Origin of the sequence: Mesorhizobium sp. WSM4904 (genome assembly GCF_029674545.1) — a bacterium.
In the GTDB taxonomy this organism is placed as follows: Bacteria; Pseudomonadota; Alphaproteobacteria; order Rhizobiales; family Rhizobiaceae; genus Mesorhizobium.
Genome location: NZ_CP121354.1, coordinates 5712562 through 5735168, shown reverse-complemented (window position 1 = coordinate 5735168; position 22607 = coordinate 5712562). Strand labels below are relative to the sequence as shown.

The following is a 22607-nucleotide window of genomic DNA, read 5'->3' as shown; positions in this document are numbered from 1 at the left end:
TGATAGTATCTCTGCGCCTGGAGTTCAGTACTACCCAATGACCGCCTATGTAGAAGCCGTATCGGGAATCCGACCGAAGATGCGGCGCGCCATCATCATGGTTCAGGACCTCGTCATGGTCCTGATCGCGGTGGCGCTCAGCCTTACGCTTTCGCAGTCGCGGCTTTCGTTCGATGCGTTCTCCACCGGCGGGCTGGTCTGCTGGGCGGTCATCGTGCTCGCCGCCCATCTGTTGTTCCGCGCTAGCGGCCTCTACAGCACCGTCTGGCGCTTTGCCTCCACGCCCGACTTCTTCAACATCCTGAAGGGTTGCGGCAGCCTGACGGTGGTCCTCTATCTGGCCGCGGTCGCTTTCCGTTCCTTCTATCAGCCGGTCTCCGGCCTCAACGAGCGCCAGTTCATCGTCTTCTTCCTGGTGTCCTTCACCATCATTTCGGCACCCAGGCTCTACTATCGCTTCCTGCGCGACGGCGCGTCCTGGCGTATCCTGCGCCGCGCCGCCAGCGACCCTTCGATCAAGCAGGCGCTGTTCATCGGCCGGTTGAGCGAGGCCGACGTGATCGTGCGCTTCACGCGCACTTCCGTGCCTGCCGAATACGCCATCGCCGGCATCATGGCGACCGAGAGCGACGCGCCGCTCGGCACCCAGATCCAGGGCGTTCCGGTCGTGGCGCTGCGGCCGCGCCTGGTCGAGGTGCTGGAGGAATATGTCAAGGGCACGGAAAACCTCGACCTCCTGATCTTCGGCAACGGGGTCGAGCGCGAGATCGAGGACTATGCCGAGCTGGTGCGCGTCGCCCGCCACAGCGGCATCGCCGTTGTCCAGTTCTCCGGCCTTTCGGAACTGGGGCAGGGCGGCAGACTGGTTCTCGATGCCGTCGAGATGGAAACCATCATGCGCCGCTCGGCGGTCGCCACCGACACGGCGCGCATCGGCGCCTTCGTCGGCGGCAAGCGCGTGCTGGTCACCGGCGGCGCCGGCTCCATCGGCCGCATCCTGGTCAAGCGCGCGCTGGAACTCGGCGCCGAGGCGGTGCTGGTGGCCGACAATTCCGAGTTCGGCATTTTCCAGCTCGATCAGCTGATCGACGAGAACGACCGCGACCGGCTGACCAGCCGCATCGTCGACGTCACCGACAGGCCGCACATGATGCGCCTCGTCAGCGAGTTCAAACCCGCGATCATCTTTCACGCCGCAGCGCTGAAACACGTGCCGCTCTTGGAGGAGAACTGGGAAGCGGCGATCGAGACCAATGTCTTCGGCACGCTCGCCTGTGCCGAGGTCGCCGCCGAATGCGGCGTGCCGCAATTCCTGCTGATTTCCAGCGACAAGGCCGTCGACCCGACCTCGGTGCTCGGCGTCACCAAGCGGGCGGCCGAGCAGATCGTTTCCTCGCTGCATGAAACCCACGCCGCGCCGTTCCATGCCGGCGGGCTGAACGGCCACCAGGCCGGCGTGCATCACGCCCATCACATCGGCGCGCATCGTCCCGGCACCAAATTCATCGCCGTGCGCTTCGGCAATGTCTTCGGCTCCAACGGTTCGGTGGCGACCATCTTCCAGGCGCAGATCGAGGCCGGCGGGCCGGTCACCATCACCGACCGGCGCATGACACGCTATTTCATGACCGTTGCCGAGGCGGTCGACCTCGTCATCATGTCGGCCGCCGATGCCGAGCAGCGCCAGGGCAGGGACGACTACGCCATCTACATGCTCGACATGGGCAAGCCCGTGCCGATCCTCGAAGTCGCCGAGACCATGATCCGCATGGCCGGCAAAAGCCCCTACACCGACATTCCGATCCGCTTCACCGGCATCAGGCCCGGCGAGAAGCTGCACGAGACGCTGCATGGCGAGAACGAGGAGGTCGTCAAGCTCGACACCGCCAAGATCTTCGGCCTCAGGACCGACGTCGTGGAATGGGCAAGGATCGAGGCCGCGCTGCCGGCGCTGGTGGCCGCGATGCACGACCGGGACAAGGCCGCGGCGCTTGCGATCCTGGCCGGGCTCTACCGGGCGGAGGAAGACATCGGCGGCGCGCCGCGCGATCACGCTGTGCCGAAGACGGCCGGACAGGTCGGTTAGACCTGTGCTGTCCGCTCATGATTGGCTATTGAAGCCCATTCGAATGCCCTGCAGGTTTTGAGGCCGTGACCGGAAAAAATCAGCGCGTGGCCGTTCTCATGGGCACGAGGGATGGCGCGGCATATATCGGAGAGCAGTTGGATTCCTTGCTCGCGCAATCCTGGCCTCGCGTCGATCTCTGGATTTCCGACGACGGCTCGACGGACGGCACGACCGCGATCATCGAGGCGTGGCGATCCCGCTGGAACAAGGGTTCCCTCACCGTGGTGGAGGGCCCGCGAAAGGGCTTCGCCGCCAATTTCCGCTCGATGATCATCGATCCGCGCATCGATGCCGACTATTACGCCTTTTGCGATCAGGACGACGTCTGGGAGCCGGACCGGCTGGAGTGCGCCATCCGCTGGATGGAGGCGCAGGACATGAGGACGCCGCTCCTGTTCTGCTCGCGGACGGTGACCATTTCGGAGGCCGGCGTCGCGGTCGGCCATTCGCCGCTGTTCCGCCGCCCGCCGTCTTTCCCCAATGCTTTGGTGCAAAGCATCGCCGGCGGCAACACCATGCTGTTCAACCGCGCGGCACGCGACCTTCTGGCCAAGGCGTCGGCAAGAACCGAATTCGTCAGCCACGACTGGTGGGCCTATCTCATCGTCACCGCCGCCGCCGGCAAGGTCCGCTACGAGCCGCGGCCTCTGGTCAGATACCGCCAGCACGCAACAAACCTGGTCGGCGCCAATGTCTCGTGGAAGGCGAGGCTTTCAAGGCTCGGACGTCTGTTCAAGGGCCAGTTCGCCACCTGGACCGACAGCAATCTCAGGGGCCTTGCCGTCAACCGCGACCTCATCGCGCGCGATGCGGCGCTTTGCCTTCGCCTGTTCATCAGGGCGCGCAAGGGCAGCACTTTCAGGCGCTTCAGCCTGCTCGGCAAAAGCGGTGTCTACCGGCAGACCCTCATGGGAACGCTCGGGCTATACCTCGCCTTCCTTTGGCGCCGGATCTGAGCCGTGACGGCGAAGCGGGCCTTCGACGTGACGATCGCTGCCGTGATGCTGGCGGCGACGTCGCCAATCGTGCTCATCGCCATGCTGGCGATCAAGGCGACTTCGCCGGGGCCGGCCATCTTCTCGCAGCCGCGCGTGGGGCGGGCGGGCGCCGTCTTTGCCTGCCACAAGCTGCGCACCATGCATCGCGATACCCCGTCCTTGCCCACGCATGAGGCGCCGGCCAGTTCGGTCACCGCGGTCGGCAAGCTGCTGCGCCGGACCAAGATCGACGAACTGCCGCAGCTCTGGAACGTGCTCAAGGGCGAGATGAGCCTTGTCGGCCCCCGGCCATGCCTGCCGACGCAGGCGGAGCTGATCGGACACCGGCAGCGGCTGGGCGTGCTGGCGGCACCTCCGGGCATCACCGGGCTGGCGCAGATCAAGGGCATCGACATGTCCGACCCAAAACTCTGCGCCGAAACCGACGCGGCCTATCTGAAGGCCGCTTCGATCGGCCTCGATCTGCGCATACTGGCGGGGACGTTCTACCGTGCTCGAGAGGTCTGACGCGCTAGGTCGCGAAGCCGGGCCGGCGTGTCGGTCTCCGGCGCCCAGCCTTCCGACATCAACAGCGACGGATCGCAGATCTGGGTCGCAGTCAAGGCCTGCCACGACGCCCGCCTGCCAAGCAGCGTTGCAGCCAGCCGCAGCGGCAGCGCCGGCACCGGAACAAGGCGCCTTGGGCGGCCGAAACCCTGCCGGAACGCGGTGATGATCTCAGCCATCGCCAGAGGGGCAGCGTTGCCCGCGACATAGGCAGGGCGCAGCGGTCCCCGATGGTTCAGAAGATGCAGCACCGCGCCCGCGGCCGTTTCGGACGCGATCAGCGAACGCACACCCGCAAGCGCGCCGGCCGGCAGCGGCAGGCCCGTGTCCGCAAGCCGCATCAGCGCCGACATGTTGCCTCTCATGCCTTCGCCGTAGACGGGCGGCAGGCGCAGCGCCGTGGCATCGGGGCGTCCGGCGTAGGCCTCGAGCATCCTGATCTCGCCTTCGCGCTTGGAGCGGCCATAGGCGCATTGCGGGGCAGGAGGCGTCGCCTCATCGATCGTGCCGCTGAAGCCGGGACCGGCTGCGGCCCTGATCGAGGAAAGATAGATGAAGCGCACGCCGGTTGATGCGGCCGCTGCCTTGGCCAGCCGCCCGGTCAGCGTCGCATTGGCGGCACGGTAGTCGGCTTCGCTGGCGTCCCGGTCGCTGTTCAGCGCCGCGCAGTGGACGACGTGGCTCACATCGCGCATCAGCGCCAGGAAGGCCGCGCCCGGTGCGTCCGTTCCGGGCAGCGGAAGCGCATCGCCGGCAACCGGCAGTCTTGCTGGCTGGCGGGAAACGATGCGTATGTCGAATCTGGCCTGGCGCAGCCGGTCGATCACTTGGCGTCCGATCAGCCCGGTCGCGCCGGTGACCAGCACCTTCATGATCGCTGGCCGGCGGCCGATGGAATAGCGGCGGCGCTCTCGCCGATCGGCGACACCGTTCGTCCGCAAGCAAGGTAGGTTCCGGAAACCAGGAACACCATCAGCGTCGAATCGAGAAGGTCCTGGCCGACCAGGATGCCGGTCAGTCCACCGATGAGATAGGTGATGACCGTGACGACGATCATCGTTGCGCCGAACCGTTCCGCCGGGTCGGCACTGAGGCGCAGCGTTTTTGCCGCATTCCGGGCTGCGACCACGAATATGGCCGCGAGGGACAGCGCCCCCAACAAACCGGCCTGCACCGCCGCGGTCAGAAAGCCGTCGTGATAGTGGTTGTAACCTGCGGTCATGCCGAATTGATCGTGGAAACCCTGTTTCATCAGCACCCGGCTGCCCGAGATGCCGTGGCCGAAAATCGGCATCTCGCGAAATGCGCCGACGCCGATCTCCCACATTGCAACGCGCAGGCCGATCGCCGTCGAGTGATCGCCCTTGGTGGCGAGCGCGTCCCAGTCGCTGAATAGGAAGTCGGTGCGTTCCATGATGACGGGGAAGCCGATGGCCGCAACCAGCAGGCAGGCCGCGCCCGCGATCAGCGCCAGACGCATCAGATTGGCGTCGGCGAACCTGCGCCGGTTGATCAGGACGACGGCGATGGCGGCGATCGGCAGGGCAAGCCAGATGATGCGCGACCCCGAAAGAAGGATCGCCACCACTCCGGCGAGCGCCGAGCCTGCCAGCGGCTTCCAGCCCTTCACGATCCCCGAGAGCGCGCCGGCAAGGCACATCATGGCGGCAAGGCAGGTCACCGTCGCGAACACGATCGCATTCCCGGCGCCGCCTTCGGCTCTGGTGCCGATCCAGTGGTACTGGACGATGGCAATGGCCAGCGCGCCGCAACATGCCGCGGCACTTGCCAGCACGGCTATGCGAGCAAGGGTGATCTTCTGCGTGATGCTCCAGGTCGAATAGGAGATCGGGAAGAACAGAAAGGTGATCAGCGGCAGGAAGTATTTCAGATCCGCTCCGAGCGCGCCGTTGACGATCGAAGCCAGCACCACGGCCGCGCAATAGGCACAGATCGCAATCGTCATGGCAAGCATAGGCCGGTCGATGTTGAACCGCCGCCGTCCGGTGGCGAGCAGAAACACCGACCATAGCGCGCCGCCATTGAAGACGAAGCTCACCACCGATCCCAGCACGGGCGGCGAGAAGAAGCAGACGATCGAGAAGTAGATGTTGATCTGTGTCGGCGTGAGGTGGCGCCTGAGCGATGTAAACGGGTTCAATGCCTTGCTTCGCAATCTTCCAGGTTGTGCGCGGATTCAGGGCGGTGGCAGTTGCCCTCGACCCCGTTTTGTCGCGCCTCGCCCCGTCTCCCGCGCCGGTATAGCGGTTGGCCTTCATCTCCGATAGGGCGGCCGAAGGATGTTCAGCCAAAAATCGTCGGCGCGGATGAAGCCCTTGAAGGTCAGCCTGTCTGGTCGAGGCAATAGCTTTTTCATCGCCTTTCAATTGGCCTATATGCGTGGGAGGATTTTTTGCTTTATTGGGTTCTCTTGGAAAATTCATTCGCGAACCGCGCCGCGCTGCGCGTGTCTTGCATTGTTATCGACGATGGCGATCTGCTAGAACGCCGGCGAGAAGTGTCCAGGACTTGACGGGCTGTTCGAGGGAACCGCGCCAATCGCCTGCTGCAAGGTTCTGGCCGGCACGAAAGAACGCACAACAGCCCATGAACATCGCGCTCACCCATCTGCAGCGGCTCGAGGCCGAATCCATCCACATCTTCCGTGAGGTCGCGGCCTCTTTCTCCAAGCCGGTGATGCTCTATTCGGTCGGCAAGGATTCCTCGGTGCTGATGCATCTGGCGATGAAGGCCTTCTATCCGGCCAAGCCACCATTTCCGTTCCTCCATGTCGACACGACCTGGAAGTTCCGCGAGATGATCGCCTTTCGTGACCAGATGGCGCAGAAGCTTGGCTTCGACCTGCTCGTCCATGTCAACGAGGACGGCGTGCGCGACAACATCAATCCCTTCGACCACGGCTCCAATACGCACACCCATGTGATGAAGACGGTGGCGCTGCGCCAGGCGCTCGACAAATACGGCTTCGACGCTGCCTTTGGCGGTGCCCGTCGCGACGAGGAGAAGTCGCGCGCCAAGGAGCGCATCTTCTCCTTCCGCAACGCCCAGCACGCCTGGGATCCGAAGAACCAGCGGCCGGAAATGTGGAAGATCTTCAACACCCGCATCGCGCCGGGCGAGTCGATCCGCGTCTTCCCGCTGTCGAACTGGACCGAACTCGACATCTGGCAGTACATTTTGCAGGAGAATATCCCGATCGTGCCGCTCTATTTCGCTAAAGCGCGGCCGGTGGTCGAGCGCGACGGCATGCTCATCCTCAAGGACGACGACCGCATGCAACTGCGTCCCGGCGAGACGGTGGAGAACCGTCTCGTGCGCTTCCGCACGCTGGGCTGCTACCCGCTGACTGGCGCCATCGAATCGGATGCCGACACGCTCGAAGCAATCGTCGGCGAGATGCTGACCGCCCGCACCTCCGAGCGCCAGGGCCGGCTCATCGATCGCGACGAGGCAGGCTCCATGGAAAAAAAGAAGCGCGAGGGGTACTTCTGAGCATGCGCCACATCATGGCCAAGAGCCTCGCCCAGACCGACTCGATCCGCGACTACATGGCCGCGCAGGAAAAGAAGTCGCTGTTGCGTTTCCTCACCTGCGGCTCGGTCGACGACGGCAAGTCGACGCTGATCGGCCGGCTGCTTTCCGACACCAAGCAGATATTCGAGGACCAGCTCGCGGCGCTCGAGCGCGATTCGCGCAAGCACGGCACCACCGGCGACGACGTTGACTTCGCGCTTCTCGTCGACGGGCTTGAAGCCGAGCGCGAGCAGGGCATCACCATCGACGTCGCCTACCGCTTCTTCGCCACCCCGAAGCGCAAGTTCATCGTCGCCGACACGCCCGGCCACGAGCAGTATACGCGCAACATGGCGACCGGCGCGTCGACCGCCGACCTCGCCATCGTGCTCATCGATGCGCGCCAGGGTGTGCTGCGCCAGACGCGGCGTCATTCCATCATCGCCTCGCTGCTCGGCATCCGCCACATCGTGCTTGCCGTCAACAAGATCGACCTCGTCGGCTTCGACGAGACTGTCTTCGACCGGATCGTCGCCGACTACGGCGAGTTTGCGCGGGGACTCGGCTTCGCCAGCGTCGTGCCGATCCCGATGTCGGCGCGTTTTGGCGACAATGTCACCAGCCGTTCCGAGCGCACGCCCTGGTATTCCGGGCCGTCGCTGATCGAGCATCTGGAGAACGTGTCGGTCGACGAGGCCGCCGTCGAGCTGCCGTTCCGCTTTCCCGTCCAGTATGTGAACCGCCCGAACCTCGATTTCCGCGGCTTTGCCGGCACCATCGCCTCGGGCACGGTTTCGCAGGGCGACGAGGTCGTGGTCGCCAAGTCCGGCAGGGCCTCGCATGTCAAGCGCATCGTCGCGCATGGCGGCGACCTCGAGCAGGCCGTCGCCGGCCAGGCCGTCACGCTCGTGCTCGAGGACGAGGTCGAAGTGTCGCGCGGCAACATGTTGGTGTCGCCGGCCGCGCGTCCGCAGGTCGCCGATCAGTTCACCGCCAACATCGTTTGGTTCGATGAGCAGGCGCTGCTGCCCGGCCGGTCCTACATTTTGCGCACGGAGACCGATCAGGTGAGCGCGACCGTCACCGACCTCAAATATCGGATCAATGTCAACGATTTCGCGCACGAGGCGGCGAAGTCGCTCGACCTCAACGAGGTCGGCGTCTGCAACCTCTCGACGCGAGCGCCGATCGCCTTCGATCCCTTTGCCGAGAACCGCGCGACCGGCGCCTTCATCCTCATCGACCGCATTACAAACGCCACCGTTGGCGCCGGCATGATCCTGCACTCGCTGCGCCGCGCCGAAAACATCCACTGGCAGTCGCTCGACGTCGGCAAGCGCGGCCGCTCCGACCTGAAGAACCAGCGCCCGGCGGTGTTCTGGTTCACCGGCCTCTCCGGCTCGGGCAAGTCGACCATTGCCAACCTGTTCGAGAAGAAGCTGTTCGCATCGGGCCGCCACACCTATATCCTCGACGGCGACAATGTCCGCCACGGCCTCAACCGCGATCTCGGCTTCACAGATGCCGACCGCGTGGAAAACATCCGCCGCGTCGCCGAGGTGGCGAAGCTGATGGCCGATGCCGGCCTGATCGTCATCGTCTCCTTCATCTCGCCCTTCAGCGCCGAGCGGCGCATGGCTCGCGAGCTGATGGCTGAGGGTGAATTCGTCGAGGTCTTTGTCGACACGCCGTTCGAGGAATGCGCCCGCCGCGACCCGAAGGGCCTTTACGCACGCGCGTTGAGCGGCGAGATAAAGAACTTCACCGGCGTCGATTCACCCTACGAGGCGCCGGAAAATCCCGAAATCCACCTGAAGACGCTCGGCAAGAGTCCTCAGGAGATGGCGGAAGCCCTGGAACACTGGCTGACCGAGCGAGACATTGCCGAAGAGCAGTATGACAATGGCGGCGGTATCTGACGACGAGGCGATGCTCGGCGTCTTCGAGCGCTTGGCGCTCGATGCCGGGCGCGAGGTCATGCGGGTGTTCCACGAGGGCTGCGCCGTCGACAGCAAGTCCGACTCTTCGCCGGTGACCGAAGCCGATCGCGAAAGCGAGAAGATCATCCTGGCCGGATTGCGCGCCGCCTATCCGGATATCCCTTGCGTGGCCGAGGAAGAGGTCGCGGCGGGCGTCGCCACGCCCGAGCTCGACGGCGCCTTCTTCCTGATCGATCCTCTCGACGGCACCAAGGAATTCGTCAACCGCCGCACCGATTTCACCGTCAACATCGCGCTGGTGCGCCACGGCGTGCCGGAGGTTGGAATCGTCTTCGCGCCTTGCACCGGGCGTTTCTTCAGTGGACGGCCGGGCAGGGCGGAAGCGCTCGAAATCGACAGCGACTATCGCATCACCGGCCGCCGGCAGATCACGGTTCGGGCAGGGGGCTCCCCGCTCGCCGTCGTCGCCAGCCGCTCGCACAACACGCCGGAAACGGATGCCTTCATCCGCGATCTCGGCGCCGCCGAGATCGTCTCGATCGGCTCGTCGCTGAAATTCTGCCTGCTCGCCGCCGCCGAGGCAGACGTCTATCCGCGCTTCGGCCGCACCATGGAATGGGACACGGCGGCTGGCGACGCCGTGCTTCGCGCCGCCGGCGGCATGACCCGCACGCTGGACGGTCAGCCGCTCGTCTACGGCAAGCGCAATCAGGTGAGCGATGCCGATTTCGCCAACCCGCATTTTATTGCAATGGGGAAGGGCGCGGCATAACATGATGGGTTGGCGATTGGCAGCCGCCAATCCATCACGTCGTCATCCTAGGGCGGAGCAAGGAGCGCAGCGACGCGCGCAGACCCTAGAATCCATGCCGTTACGCTAAAGCGTTGCAGCGGTTACAGAATCTGCACCGTTGCGCTCGACGTCGAAGGTCACAGGATCCTAGGGTCTGCGCTCCGCTTCGCGTCGCTCCGCCCGAGGATGACGAAGGTGCTGTTTAAGCCGCCGCTACATGCGCCGAGTTCGAGCCGATGTAGTTGCGGATCGTCTCGATGATGCGGTCCTGGTCGGCTTCACTGAGATAAGCGTGCATCGGCAGGCAGAGGATTCGCTTCGGCAGATCCTCCGAGACGGCGAGGCCGGTCGGCGTGCGCGGATAATCCTTGTAGGCGACCTGCTCGTGCAGCGGCTTCACATAATAGATGACCGACGGGATGCCCTTCTCGCCAAGATGGGCTTTCAGCCCGTCGCGCTTCGTCGTCTCGATGGCATACTGCGCCCAGGCCGAGCGGCCGTGGCCCAGGTTGCGCGACGCCTTGACGATGTCGCCGAGGCCTTCCGCATAGCGCTGCGCCACTACCTGGCGGGCCACCATCTCCTCTTCGAGGATGGCGAGCTTTTCGATCAGGATCGCCGCCTGCAGCGTGTCGAGGCGCGAATTGATGCCGACGCGGACGTTGTCGTATTGCGTTTCGCCCTTGCCGTGGAAGGCGAAGGATCTGAGCTTGTCGGCCAGTGCAGCGTCATTGGTGAACATCGCGCCGCCGTCGCCGTAGCAGCCGAGCGGCTTTGCCGGATAGAAGCTGGTCGAGCCGACATGGCCGAAGGCGCCGCACATCTTGGCGTCGGCGGAGCCGCCGATCGCCTGGACGTCGGCCGAACCGCCCATCGACTGGGCAGCGTCCTCGATCACCAGCAGGTTCTCGCGCTTGGCGATCGCCATGATCGCCCCATAGTCGGCGGAGAGCCCGAACAGGTCGACCGGGATGATCGCCTTCGGCTTCAGCCTTCCTTCCTTCTTGATCATGTCGATCGCCGCCTCGAGGCTGGCGATGTCGATGTTGTAGGTGTCGGGATCGACGTCGACGAAGACAGGCTCCGCCTTGGCGAGCGCCACCACTTCGGCCGTCGCGGCGAAGGTGAAGCTCGGCACGAACACCGCGTCGCCAGGGCCGATACCGGCGGCAAACAGCGGCAGGAGCAGCGCATCGGTGCCGTTGGCGCAGGCCACCACATGCTTGACGCCGACATAAGCTGCGAGCTTGTTCTCGAACTCGGTGACCTGGGGGCCAAGGATGTAACGGCCGTCTTCGACCACCTTGTCGATCGCGGCCTTCAGCCGGTCGCGGATTCGTTCGCGCTGCGCGCCAAGATCGATGAACTGCATGTTGGCCTCAAATGGCTTCAGAAAGTGTTGGAGCGTACTTTGTGCGTCCGGATGGACGCACGTCGCTCCAATCGGTAAACCGGCCCGCTGGTACCAGACTTGGCGCGGCTGAGAAAGTCGACCGTGGGCAGGGCAAATTGCGCAAGTGTCGCAGCCTGTTACCGTCTTTTGCCGGCGTATTGCCCGAGGAAGCCCGGAATCCGGGGTTCCAGGCGTATTGTCGGCACCCTTTATCGCGCTGTTTTGGCCCTTGGAAACATAAAGTGATCGGTCGGCAGCGCCTGCCGGACGGTCAATCAGGCGATTTCGTGCCGCCAGGGCGGGTTGGCGCCGGCCCGCGATACCGTCACCGCGGCCGCCCTGGCGCCAAGCTCCAGCGCCTTGCGGATGGCCTCCTCCGAGAGGCCGCCGATCGCCGCCTTGGTGAGCAGGCCCTGCTCGTGCAGCGAGGCGAGGATGCCGGCATTGAAGGTGTCGCCGGCGCCCACCGTGTCGACCACCTTCACCTTTTGCGGCACCACCGTCACCTTGTGCTCCTTGCTGTAACCGACGGCACCTTCGCTGCCATGGGTGACGACGATCAACTTCGGCCCGCGGTCCAGCCAGTTGCGTACGACGTCCTCATGCGAGCCCGCCTCGTCGAACCAGTTGAGGTCCTCGTCCGACAGCTTGACGATGTCGGCCATCGCCATCATCTCGCGGATGCGTCTGAGGTGCTTGGCCTTGTCAGGAATGAAGTTCGGCCTGATGTTGGGGTCGAGCATCATCACCCGGCTCTCGTGCTCGCGCCGCATGAACTCTTCATAGGCGGATCCCGCAGGTTCCGAGATCAGGCTGATGGCGCCGAACAGCATCGCCTCGATCTCTGCGCCGAGCTTCGGCAAATCCTCGATGGTGAGCATGCGCCCGGCGGTGTTCTCGTCGTAGAAAGTGTAGGTCGCCTGGCCGTTGTTTAGCCGCACGAAGGCGAGCGTCGTCGGCCTTGGCGAGGTGTGCGCGTAGGTGGAGCTCACCTTGCTCGCCCCGAGCGACTCGCGGAGCTGGCCGCCGAACAGGTCGGAGGAGAGGCCGGAGAAGAAGCCTGCCGGGGCGCCCAGCCGGCCGAGCGCGATCGCCGTGTTGAACACCGCGCCGCCGACGTAAGGCGCAAATGCAGCTTCGCCTTCCGTCGTGGTGCGCGGCAGCATGTCGATCAGGGCTTCGCCACAGCAAAGGATCATTGTGTCTTGGTCTCCGGCGGATAAATCACGCCCTTGCGGATGATGATGTTGGCGTAAAGCCTGGGCTCGCTGGTCGCGACGATCGCATGCGCGGCCTTGACGCGTGCATAGAAGTCGGCGCCGGCCAGCGCAATCACCTTATGGCCCGGCGCGCGCTTGGCGCAGACCGCTTCCATCTCGTGATGCACGGGATCGGTAAGCGCCGGATCGCCTTTGACCGAGGCGCGGAACAAAGCCTCCGGCACCGCCTCGTCCACGGGCAGCACGCTCAAAACGGCATCGAGCACCGGAATAATGGGGTGGCCATCGGCGCGGATCAGCCTGCGCGCCTGCTCCTCAGCGGGATAATTGCCATCGACGATGGCGATCTCGTCGCCATGGCCCATGGCTCTCAACGTCGCCAGAAGCTGCGGGCCGAGCAACGGCGGGATGCCGATCAGCATGGTCAGGCGCTCCTGGAAATCGTGGTCGGTCCGATCAGGAACCGCTCGGACAACGGCAGGCTTGCGCCGCCGAGCGCCCGCGCATGGATGCCCACGGTTCCCTCGCGCACGATAGGCAGCTTCAGGCCCTCGGCGTCGATGCCGGCGATCGCGTCCGTGACCGCATCGACAAGCCGCCGCCGCACCTCGAGCGGCATCCAGCCGTCGATCACCGCCGCCTCGAAATCGATGACAGAGGAGGCAGCGACGATGGCATAGGCCAGTGCCTGCGATGCGTTGGCGATCCACTCGTCGAGCTCGGCGCCGATGTCGCCCCATTCCTGCGGCGAGGTCCAAAGATAGGAGCCGTCGATGCCCTTGGCGCTGAGCGCCTTTTCCAGCGTGGCGATCGAGGCGATGTCGATGAGCTGCGTCGGCTTGCCGTCAGGCCCCGGCACCGGCATGGAGCCCAGCGCGCCGGCATTGCCGGTCGGCCCGCCGAACAGGCGGCCGTTGAGCACGATGCCGCCGCCGGCAAAGGCGCCGATATAGAAATAGACGAAGTCGCGCGCGCCCCCCGACTGGCCGAAGACGAGCTCCGCCCCGCAGGCGGAAGTGGCGTCGTTCTGCAGATAGACCGGAAAGTCGCACTGCGCCTGGATGTCGGCCCGGATGTCGCGGTGGCGCCACTCGTCCATGATCTCGCGCGGCGCGCCCGCCGTGTCGGCCCAGCTCCACAGTTCGAACGGCATGGCGATGCCGAGGCCGGCGATGCGCTTGTCCTGCGCCGGCGTCAGTTCGCCGCGCATCTTCTTGATGCCTGCGCTGACGAACTCCACCGTCTCGCGCGGCGCCGGATAGCGATAGGAGTTCCGCAGCATCGCGCGCACGTTGCCGAGGAAGTCGATCAGCACCAGCTCCGCGCTGCGGCGGCCGATCTTGAGACCGATGAAGAAGGCGCCTTCCGGGTTGAGCGCCATCGGGATCGAGGGCTGGCCGATCTTGCCGCGCTGCGGCGCCTGGCGGACGAGCAGCTTGTCCTCTTCGAGCTCGCGCATGATGACCGATACCGTCTGCGCCGACAGCCCGGTCATGCGGGCGATGTCGGATTTGGCCAGGCTGCCATGCTGGCGCACCAAGGACAGCACGAGCCGCTCGTTGTGGTCGCGCATGCCGCTCTGGTTCGTGCCGCGATGCAAGCGGCTCTCCCGAGCTTCGGGCGAACCGTGCCTCGCAATGCCGGTTTCCACCCTGTTCCTCCCGTTGGTTTCCCCACGCTGCTTTTCGTTCAGAATGAGTGAACGGCGCAAGTCTGTCAATAATAAATAAGAGTGATTTAATTATTGACAGATGTCTCGGACTGGTGTCTTTTGAGGTGGCGTCCACGCTGGGAGAAATGGTTGGATGCGCTTGAGACGCCGGGTTGGCCGGCGTCCGGAATGGTTCCATTGGGAGGAAATCGTGACCAAGAAATCGCTGCTGAAGTCCACAGTGTTCGCGGCGGCCGGGCTGGGCCTGCTCGCATTCGCTTCGTCCGCGTCGGCCGCCGGAGTCGGCGCCTGCCTGATCACCAAGACCGACACCAATCCCTTCTTCGTCAAGATGAAGGAGGGCGCGACCGCCAAGGCCAAGGAACTCGGCGTCGACCTCAAGACCTATGCCGGCAAGATCGACGGCGACAGCGAGAGCCAGGTCGCGGCGATCGAGAGCTGCATCGCCGACGGCGCCAAGGGCATCCTGATCACCGCCTCCGACACCAAAGGCATCGTGCCGTCGGTGAAGAAGGCGCGTGACGCCGGCCTGCTGGTGATCGCGCTCGACACGCCGCTCGATCCGATCGACGCCGCCGATGCGACCTTCGCCACCGACAATCTGGAGGCCGGCAAGCTGATCGGCGCCTGGGCCGCCGCCACGCTCGGCGACAAGGCCAAGGACGCCAAGATCGGCTTCCTCGATCTCACCCCCTCGCAGCCGACCGTCGACGTTCTGCGCGACCAGGGCTTCATGATGGGCTATGGCATCGACGTGAAGGATCCGAACAAGATCGGCGACGAGAACGATCCGCGCATCGTCGGTCATGATGTGACCAACGGCAACGAGGAGGGCGGCCGCAAGGCGATGGAGAACCTTCTTCAGAAGGACAACACCATCAACGTCATCCACACCATCAACGAGCCCGCCGCCGTCGGCGCCTACCAGGCGCTCAAGGCCGTCGGCCTCGAAAAGCAGGTGCTGATCGTCTCCGTCGACGGCGGCTGCCCCGGTGTGAAGTCGGTGACCGAAGGCGTGATCGGCGCCACCTCGCAGCAATACCCGCTGCAGATGGCGGCGCTCGGCATCGAGGCGATCGCCAAATACGCCAAGGACGGCACCAAGCCGAAGCCGACCGAAGGCAAGAACTTCTTCGACACCGGCGTCAATCTCGTCACCGACAAGCCCGCGAACGGCGTCAAGTCCATCGACACCAAGGAAGGCCTCGCCAAATGCTGGGGCTGATGCCGGACTGACGGGCGCATAAACCTTGCGGCTGGGGGCTTGATCCCCGGCCGCATCGGGTGGACGATGCGCTTTCGTAAGCGCTGATAAATCCCGGCAACAGACCGGAATGCGTGAACGGCGCGTGGGGCAATGAGCAAGCTCCGCGCAGACGGGAGGATACATGTCTCAGATGCAGGAATTCGAGAAGGTGCTCACCGGCAGCGACACCAGCGTCGCCGCCTTCGAGGAGCACGGCAAGTCGTTCGTCAAGCGCGCCCAGCATTTTCTGCATTCCACGCCTGCTGCGGTGCCGTTGATCGTGCTGGTGCTGTCGATCATCATCTTCGGCATTGCCCTCGGCGGGCGCTTCTTTTCGTCCTACACGCTGACGCTGATCCTGCAGCAGATCGCCATCGTCGGTATTCTCGGCGCTGCCCAGACACTGGTCATCCTGACCGCCGGCATCGATCTATCGATCGGCGTGATCATGGTGATTTCGGCCGTGATCATGGGCAACTGCGCGATCACCTACGGCGTGCCGACCATTCTCGCAGTGGCGATAGGGCTTGCCGCCGGCGCGGTTTGCGGCCTGCTCAACGGCTTGCTGGTCGCCTACATGAAATTGCCGCCCTTCATCGTCACGCTGGGCACCTGGAATATCGTCATGGCCACCAATTTCATCTACTCGGCCAATGAGACGATCCGCGACGCCGACGTCGACGCCCAGGCGCCGCTGCTGCATCTCTTCGCGCTGAGCTTCAGGGTCGGCTCCGCCGTGCTCACGGCCGGCGTCATCGCCATGGTCCTGTTGGTGCTGCTCTTGTGGTATGTGCTCAACCACACGGCCTGGGGCCGCCATGTCTATGCCGTCGGCGACGACCCGGAAGCGGCCAAGCTCTCAGGCATCCAGACCAAGACGGTGCTGATGGCTGTCTATACGCTAGCCGGCCTGATCGCCGCCTTCGCGGCCTGGGTCTCGATCGGCCGCAACGGCTCGATTTCACCGTCTGCCGCCGTCACCGACTACAATCTGCAGGCGATCACCGCGACGGTGATCGGCGGCATCTCGCTCTTCGGCGGCCGCGGCTCGATCCTCGGCACGCTGTTCGGCGCCATGATCGTCGGTGTCGTCTCGATGGGCCTCAACATGCTGGGCGCCGATCCGCAATGGAAAGTGCTGCTCACCGGCGTCCTGATTATCGGCGCCGTGGCGATCGACCAGTGGATCAGAAAGGTTTCGGTATAACCATGACCCAGCAACCTGTCCTCACCGCGCGCGGTCTTACCAAGCGCTATGGCCGCGTGACCGCGCTCAACAATTGCGACTTCGATCTCTATCCGGGCGAAATCCTGGCGGTGATCGGCGACAACGGCGCCGGCAAGTCGACGCTCATCAAGGCGATCTCCGGCGCCGTGCATCCCGACGAAGGGGTGATCGAGCTGGACGGCAAGCAGGTCCAGTTCAAATCCCCCATCGAGGCCCGCGAAGCGGGCATCGAAACCGTCTACCAGAACCTCGCATTGTCGCCGGCGCTGTCGATCGCCGACAACATGTTCCTCGGCCGCGAGATCCGAAAGCCCGGCCCGCTCGGCAGCTGGTTCCGCATGCTCGACCGGCCGGCGATGGAGAAGCGCGCCCGCGACAAGCTAACCGAACTCGGCCTGATGACCATCCAGAACATCAGCCAGGCGGTGGAGACGCTCTCGGGCGGTCAGCGTCAGGGCGTCGCCGTGGCGCGCGCCGCCGCCTTCGGATCGAAGGTGGTGATCATGGACGAGCCGACGGCGGCGCTCGGCGTCAAGGAAAGCCGGCGCGTCCTGGAGTTGATCCTCGACGTCAAGAAGCGCGGCCTGCCGATCGTGCTCATCTCGCACAACATGCCGCACGTTTTCGAGGTGGCTGACCGCATCCACATCCATCGGCTTGGACGGCGTCTGTGCGTCGTCGACCCGAAGCAGATCTCGATGTCGGATGCCGTCGCGCTCATGACCGGCGCCAAGAAGCCGCCTGAGGACGCGCTGGCGGCCTGATCCCTACTCGCCACGATGAATAGCCGCAGGAGTATCGAATGGACATCGCAGCCTAAATCGATTTAACATATGCTGCAGCGCGGCAAAGCGGGGTAGGAGAAACGGTGAAAGCCGCTATGATCAGGCCAACCGAACGAGAGGCGATATGACATCCGCCATGACCATCGAAGCTCCCGCTCTTGACAACCCAGACCCCAAGACGCTCGCCGAAGAAGTCTTGATGTCGCTCAAGTACAGGCTCGGCAAGGACATCACCGTCGCCACGCCGTATGACTGGCTGACCGCATCGATAAAGGTCGTGCGCGACCGCATCGTCGACCACTGGATCCAGGCGACCAAGGAAGCCTATGACCAGCAGGAAAAGCGCGTCTATTACCTGTCGCTCGAATTCCTGATCGGGCGCCTGATGCGTGACGCCTTCTCCAATCTCGGCCTGATGGAGAACATGCGCGAAGCGCTGGCCTCGCTCGGCGTGGACCTCGATCTCATCGCCGGCCTCGAGCCGGACGCAGCCCTCGGCAATGGCGGCCTCGGCCGGCTCGCCGCCTGCTTCATGGAGAGCATGGCGACAGTCGATATTCCCGCTCATGGTTACGGCATCCGCTATGCCAACGGCATGTTCCGCCAGGAGATCCATGACGGCTGGCAAGTTGAACTGCCGGAGACCTGGCTCGATCATGGCAATCCATGGGAATTCGAGCGGCGCGAGCGTTCGTTCGAGGTCGGCTTCGGCGGCTCGGTGGAATCGATCACCTCCAAGGACGGCCGGCTGGAGCGCCATGTCTGGAAGCCGACCGAGCATGTGCTGGCCGTTGCCTATGACACGCCGGTGGCCGGCTGGCGCGCCAGGCGCGTCAACACGCTGCGGCTCTGGTCCGGCATGCCGATCGACCCGATCCTGCTCGACAAGTTCAACGCCGGCGACCACATCGGCGCGCTCGCCGAGAGCAACAAGGCCGACGCGCTGTCGCGCGTGCTCTATCCCGCCGATTCCCACATGGCCGGGCAGGAACTCAGGCTAAGGCAGGAGTATTTTTTCTCCACCGCCTCGCTGCAGGACATCGTCCAGCGCCATCTGAGCCAATATGGTGACCTGAAGTCGCTGCCCGACAAGGCTGCGATCCATCTGAACGACACCCATCCCGCCGTCGCCGTAGCTGAGCTGATGCGGCTGTTGATGGACGTCCACGGCATGGATTTCGACCTCGCCTGGGACACCACCAGGCGCACCTTCGCTTACACCAATCACACGCTTCTTCCCGAGGCGCTGGAAAGCTGGCCGGTGCCGCTGTTCGAGCGCCTGCTGCCGCGCCACATGCAGATCGTCTACGCCATCAACGCCCAGGTGCTGTTGGAAGCGCGCGCCACCGGAAAATTCTCGGGCGAGCAGATCGCCCGCATTTCGCTGATCCAGGAAAATGGCGATCGCCGCGTGCGCATGGGCAATCTTGCCTTCGTCGGCTCGCATTCGATCAACGGCGTCTCGGCGCTGCACACCGAGCTGATGAAGGAGACGGTGTTCGCCGATCTCCACAGGCTCTATCCGGACCGCATCAACAACAAGACCAACGGCATCACGCCGCGGCGCTGGCTGATCCAGTGCAATCCGGGCCTCACCGCGCTGGCGCGCGAGGCGATCGGCGACCGCTTCATGGAGGACATCGAGGCGATCAAGGATCTCGATCCTCTTGCCGACGATGCCGCCTTCCGCGAGAAGTTCGCCGCCGTGAAGCGGCAGAACAAGGCAAGGCTTGCAAGCCTTGTCGCCGATCGGCTCGGCATCAGGCTCGATCCGTCGGCGCTGTTCGACATCCAGGTCAAGCGCATCCACGAATACAAGCGCCAGCTCCTCAACATCCTGGAGGCGATCGCGCTTTACGACCAGATCCGCTCGCACCCCGAGCGGGACTGGATGCCGCGGGTGAAATTCTTCGGCGGCAAGGCGGCGCCCAGCTACCACAATGCCAAGCTGATCATCAAACTGGCCAATGACGTCGCCAGGGTCATCAACGGCGATCCGTCGGTGCGCGGCCTGCTGAAAATGGTGTTTGTGCCGAACTACAATGTCAGCCTGGCCGAGGTGATGATGCCGGCCGCCGACCTCTCCGAGCAGATTTCGACCGCCGGCATGGAAGCGTCGGGCACCGGCAACATGAAGTTCGCGCTGAACGGCGCCTTGACCATCGGCACGCTCGACGGCGCCAATGTCGAGATCAAGGAGCGTGTCGGCGACAACAACATCTTCATCTTCGGCCTCACCACCGCCGAGGTCGCCGAGCGGCGCAGCAACGGCTACAACCCGCGCGGCGTGATCGAGTCCTCGCCGGAGCTGTCGCAGGCGGTGTCGGCGATCTCGTCCGGCGTCTTCTCGCCCGACGATCCCAACCGCTACCGCGACCTCATGAATGGCCTCTATCAGAGCGACTGGTTCATGGTGGCGGCCGACTTCGACTCCTACGCCGCCTGCCAGCGCGAAGTCGACGACGTCTGGCGCAACAGTCCCGACTGGTACGCGCGCGCCATCCGCAACGTCGCCCGCGTCGGCTGGTTCTCGTCCGATCGCACCATCCGCCAATACGCGAAAGAAATCTGGAACGTGCCTGTCTGATGTGATTGCATGAGGTCACGAACGATGTGGCCCCGGTGCATGCCGCTCAAAAGTGCGAAGCGGTTTTGGGATCACGGCATGCACCAAAACTAGAACGGTGCATGCCGCCCAAAAGTGCGAAGCGGTTTTGGGATCACGGCATGCACCAAGACTAGAACGGTGCATGCCGCCCAAACGTGCGAAGCGGTTTTGGGACTACGGCATGCACCAAGACTAGAAAGGTGCATGCCGCCCAAAAGTGCGAAGCGGTTTTGGGACTACGGCATGCACCCAAACAAAAAGGTGCCCGGGGAGGGCGACCGCCTGATGAGGAAACCGCGCGCGACCGCTGCGACAAGCGGGCCGGACGGACTGGCGCCAGCCGGAGATGTCGCGGCGATTGTCGCCGGAACGCATGGCGATCCCTTTTCCGTTCTGGGCGTGCATGAGGCCGGCAAGGGCTTCGTCGCCCGCTGCTTCGTCCCCAATGCCGAGTTCGTCACTGCCTACACGCTGACCGGCAAGGAGGTCGGGGAACTCGTCCGCAGCAACGATGCCGGCTTCTTCGAGGGCAGGCTTTCGATCCGCAAGCGCCAGCCGCTGCGCTATCACGCGAGGAATGCCGGTGGCGACTGGTGGCTGACCGATCCTTATTCGTTCGGGCCGGTGCTGGGGCCGATGGACGACTACTACATGGCCGAGGGCTCGCACCTCAGGCTCTTCGACAAGCTCGGCGCCCATATCATCGACCATGAAGGCGCGACCGGCGTGCATTTCGCGGTATGGGCGCCCAATGCCCGGCGCGTCTCGGTGGTTGGCGCCTTCAACGACTGGGACGGCCGCCGGCACACCATGCGCGACCGCAAGGACACCGGCATCTGGGAGCTGTTCATTCCCGACCTCGGCGCCGGCCGGCCCTACAAGTTCGAGATCATCGGCCCCGACGGCGTGCGGCTGCCGCTCAAAGCCGATCCCTTCGCCTTCGAATCCGAGCTGCGCCCGGCGACCGCTTCGGTGACGGCGCCGCCGATGGCGCATCAATGGGGCGACGAGGCGCATCGCGGCTTCTGGCAGAAGGCCGACCCGCGGCGCGAGGCGATCTCGATCTACGAGGTCCATGCCGGCTCGTGGCAGCGCCGCGACGACGGCACGTTCCTCACCTGGGACGAGCTTGCCGCGCGGCTGATCCCTTACGTGGTCGACACCGGCTTCACCCATATCGAATTCCTGCCGATCTCCGAGCACCCCTACGACCCGTCCTGGGGCTACCAGACGACCGGTCTCTATGCGCCGACCGCCCGTTTCGGCGATCCTGACGGCTTCGCCCGCTTCGTCGACGGCGCGCATCGCGCCGGCGTCGGCGTCATCCTCGACTGGGTGCCGGCGCATTTCCCGGTCGACGAGCATGGGCTGGTGCAGTTCGACGGTACCGCGCTCTACGAGCATGCCGATCCGCGCCAGGGTTTTCATCCCGACTGGAACACCGCGATCTACAATTTCGGTCGCCGCGAGGTTGTGTCGTTCCTCGTCAACAACGCGCTGTTCTGGGCCGAAAAATACCATGTCGACGGCCTGCGCGTCGACGCGGTCGCCTCGATGCTCTACCTCGACTATTCGCGCAAGGCAGGCGAGTGGATCCCCAACGAGAAGGGCGGGCGCGAGAACCTGCAGGCCGTCAGCTTCTTGCAGAAGATGAACAAGGAGCTCTACGGCCACCATCCCGGCGTGATGACAATCGCCGAGGAATCCACCTCATGGCCGAAGGTCTCTCGCCCGGTGCATGAAGGCGGGCTCGGCTTCGGCTTCAAGTGGAACATGGGCTTCATGCACGACACGCTGGAATATCTCTCCAAGGAGCCGATCTTTCGCAAGCACCACCACAACGACATCACCTTCGGCCTCGTCTACGCCTTCTCGGAAAATTTCGTGCTGCCGCTCTCCCATGACGAGGTCGTTCACGGCAAGGGTACGCTGCTCCACAAGATGGCCGGCGACGACTGGCAGAAATTCGCCACGCTGCGCGCCTACTACGCCTTCATGTGGGGCTACCCCGGCAAGAAGCTCTTGTTCATGGGACAGGAATTCGCCCAGCGCCGCGAGTGGAGCGAGGAGCGCGCCCTCGACTGGAACCTGCTCGAATATGCCCCGCATCGAGGCGTCTGGCAGGTGGTGCGCGACCTGAACTACCTCTACCGCTCGCGCCCGGCGCTGCATGCGCGCGACTGCGAGCCCGAAGGCTTCTCCTGGCTGATCGTCGACGATCGCGACAACTCCGTCTTTGCCTGGCTGCGCAGCGCGCCGGACGGCAACCCGATCGCCGTCATCTCCAATTTCACGCCGGTGCCGCGCGAGAACTATCGTGTGCCGCTGCCGAAGGCGGGAGAATGGCGCGAGATCATCAACACCGACGCCGCCGATTATGGCGGCTCCGGCATGGGTAATGGCGGCATGGTCGCGGCGAGTGAGGAAGGGGGCAGCACGTCGGCGACGATGCTGCTGCCGCCGCTGTCGACGATTATGCTGGAATTCGTCGCGGACGAAAGCAGATGATATCTGGC

Annotated in this window: 17 protein-coding genes; 11 read left to right on the top strand and 6 right to left on the bottom strand. The window is 64.4% G+C overall.

The features are described from left to right. The first annotated feature begins 37 nt into the window (after positions 1 to 37). From QAZ47_RS27875 to QAZ47_RS27865, 3 genes are all read left to right on the top strand, one after another. Positions 38 to 2086: a nucleoside-diphosphate sugar epimerase/dehydratase gene (locus QAZ47_RS27875; protein ID WP_278231501.1), complete on the top strand. Its 2049-nt coding sequence runs from the start codon at positions 38 to 40 to the stop codon at positions 2084 to 2086. A 137-nt stretch (positions 2087 to 2223) separates the two neighbouring features. Next, positions 2224 to 3084 carry a glycosyltransferase family 2 protein gene (locus QAZ47_RS27870; RefSeq protein WP_278231500.1) on the top strand — a complete coding sequence of 287 codons (861 nt, stop codon included), beginning with the start codon at positions 2224 to 2226 and terminating at the stop codon, positions 3082 to 3084. Between the two features lie 45 nt (positions 3085 to 3129). Next, positions 3130 to 3633, top strand: a complete 504-nt coding sequence (locus QAZ47_RS27865; RefSeq protein WP_278233894.1) for a sugar transferase — start codon at positions 3130 to 3132, stop codon at positions 3631 to 3633. On the opposite strand, the gene QAZ47_RS27860 is transcribed toward QAZ47_RS27865, so the two are convergent. Together QAZ47_RS27860 and QAZ47_RS27855 are read right to left on the bottom strand one after the other, a co-directional pair. Continuing rightward, positions 3612 to 4544 carry an NAD-dependent epimerase/dehydratase family protein gene (locus tag QAZ47_RS27860; RefSeq protein WP_278231499.1) on the bottom strand — a complete coding sequence of 311 codons (933 nt, stop codon included), beginning with the start codon at positions 4542 to 4544 and terminating at the stop codon, positions 3612 to 3614. The genes QAZ47_RS27865 and QAZ47_RS27860 overlap by 22 nt on opposite strands. Beyond that, on the bottom strand, positions 4541 to 5833 hold the full coding sequence (locus QAZ47_RS27855) for an O-antigen ligase (protein WP_278231498.1): 1293 nt from the start codon (positions 5831 to 5833) through the stop codon (positions 4541 to 4543). Before QAZ47_RS27855 ends, QAZ47_RS27860 begins: the two co-directional genes overlap by 4 nt. 446 nt (positions 5834 to 6279) lie before the next feature. On the opposite strand from QAZ47_RS27855, the gene cysD reads away from it, so the two are divergent. Genes cysD through cysQ form a run of 3 tightly spaced genes read left to right on the top strand, consistent with a single transcriptional unit; the run spans position 6280 to position 9918 of the window. Further along, positions 6280 to 7185: a sulfate adenylyltransferase subunit CysD gene (gene cysD, locus QAZ47_RS27850; protein WP_278073167.1), complete on the top strand. Its 906-nt coding sequence runs from the start codon at positions 6280 to 6282 to the stop codon at positions 7183 to 7185. A gap of 2 nt (positions 7186 to 7187) precedes the next feature. Then, the gene (gene cysN / locus QAZ47_RS27845; protein WP_278231497.1) at positions 7188 to 9125 is read left to right on the top strand and encodes a sulfate adenylyltransferase subunit CysN; all 1938 of its coding nucleotides are present in this window, start codon (positions 7188 to 7190) and stop codon (positions 9123 to 9125) included. Positions 9126 to 9135: 10 nt separating this feature from the next. Then, a complete protein-coding gene (cysQ, locus tag QAZ47_RS27840) occupies positions 9136 to 9918 on the top strand; it encodes a 3'(2'),5'-bisphosphate nucleotidase CysQ (protein ID WP_278233893.1) in 783 nt (260 codons plus the stop codon). Between the two features lie 223 nt (positions 9919 to 10141). Here the strand turns inward: cysQ and QAZ47_RS27835 are convergent, their stop codons facing one another. From QAZ47_RS27835 to QAZ47_RS27820, 4 genes are all read right to left on the bottom strand, one after another. Then, the gene (locus QAZ47_RS27835) at positions 10142 to 11311 is read right to left on the bottom strand and encodes a DegT/DnrJ/EryC1/StrS aminotransferase family protein (RefSeq protein ID WP_278204065.1); all 1170 of its coding nucleotides are present in this window, start codon (positions 11309 to 11311) and stop codon (positions 10142 to 10144) included. Positions 11312 to 11607: 296 nt separating this feature from the next. Next, entirely contained in the window at positions 11608 to 12531 is a 924-nt protein-coding gene (locus QAZ47_RS27830; RefSeq protein WP_278204063.1) for a carbohydrate kinase, read from the bottom strand. After that, on the bottom strand, positions 12528 to 12974 hold the full coding sequence (locus QAZ47_RS27825) for an RbsD/FucU domain-containing protein (RefSeq protein WP_278073163.1): 447 nt from the start codon (positions 12972 to 12974) through the stop codon (positions 12528 to 12530). The genes QAZ47_RS27830 and QAZ47_RS27825 overlap by 4 nt, the downstream gene beginning before the upstream one ends. Before the next feature lie 2 nt (positions 12975 to 12976). Then, positions 12977 to 14203 (bottom strand): ROK family transcriptional regulator, encoded by a 1227-nt coding sequence (locus QAZ47_RS27820; RefSeq protein ID WP_278231496.1) that lies wholly within the window; start codon positions 14201 to 14203, stop codon positions 12977 to 12979. Positions 14204 to 14432: 229 nt separating this feature from the next. Here QAZ47_RS27820 and QAZ47_RS27815 point away from each other — a divergent pair, with 229 nt between their 5' ends. From QAZ47_RS27815 to glgB, 5 genes are all read left to right on the top strand, one after another. After that, the gene (locus QAZ47_RS27815) at positions 14433 to 15449 is read left to right on the top strand and encodes a sugar ABC transporter substrate-binding protein (RefSeq protein ID WP_278233892.1); all 1017 of its coding nucleotides are present in this window, start codon (positions 14433 to 14435) and stop codon (positions 15447 to 15449) included. Between the two features lie 163 nt (positions 15450 to 15612). After that, entirely contained in the window at positions 15613 to 16677 is a 1065-nt protein-coding gene (locus QAZ47_RS27810; protein WP_278231495.1) for an ABC transporter permease, read from the top strand. A gap of 2 nt (positions 16678 to 16679) precedes the next feature. Beyond that, complete coding sequence (locus QAZ47_RS27805; protein WP_278204054.1) at positions 16680 to 17462, top strand: ATP-binding cassette domain-containing protein; 783 nt, start codon at positions 16680 to 16682, stop codon at positions 17460 to 17462. Between the two features lie 145 nt (positions 17463 to 17607). Continuing rightward, entirely contained in the window at positions 17608 to 20070 is a 2463-nt protein-coding gene (locus tag QAZ47_RS27800) for a glycogen/starch/alpha-glucan phosphorylase (protein ID WP_278231494.1), read from the top strand. A gap of 306 nt (positions 20071 to 20376) precedes the next feature. Continuing rightward, positions 20377 to 22599, top strand: coding sequence for a 1,4-alpha-glucan branching protein GlgB (gene glgB, locus QAZ47_RS27795; protein WP_278231493.1), 2223 nt, complete (start codon positions 20377 to 20379; stop codon positions 22597 to 22599). The last annotated feature ends 8 nt before the right edge of the window (positions 22600 to 22607 follow it).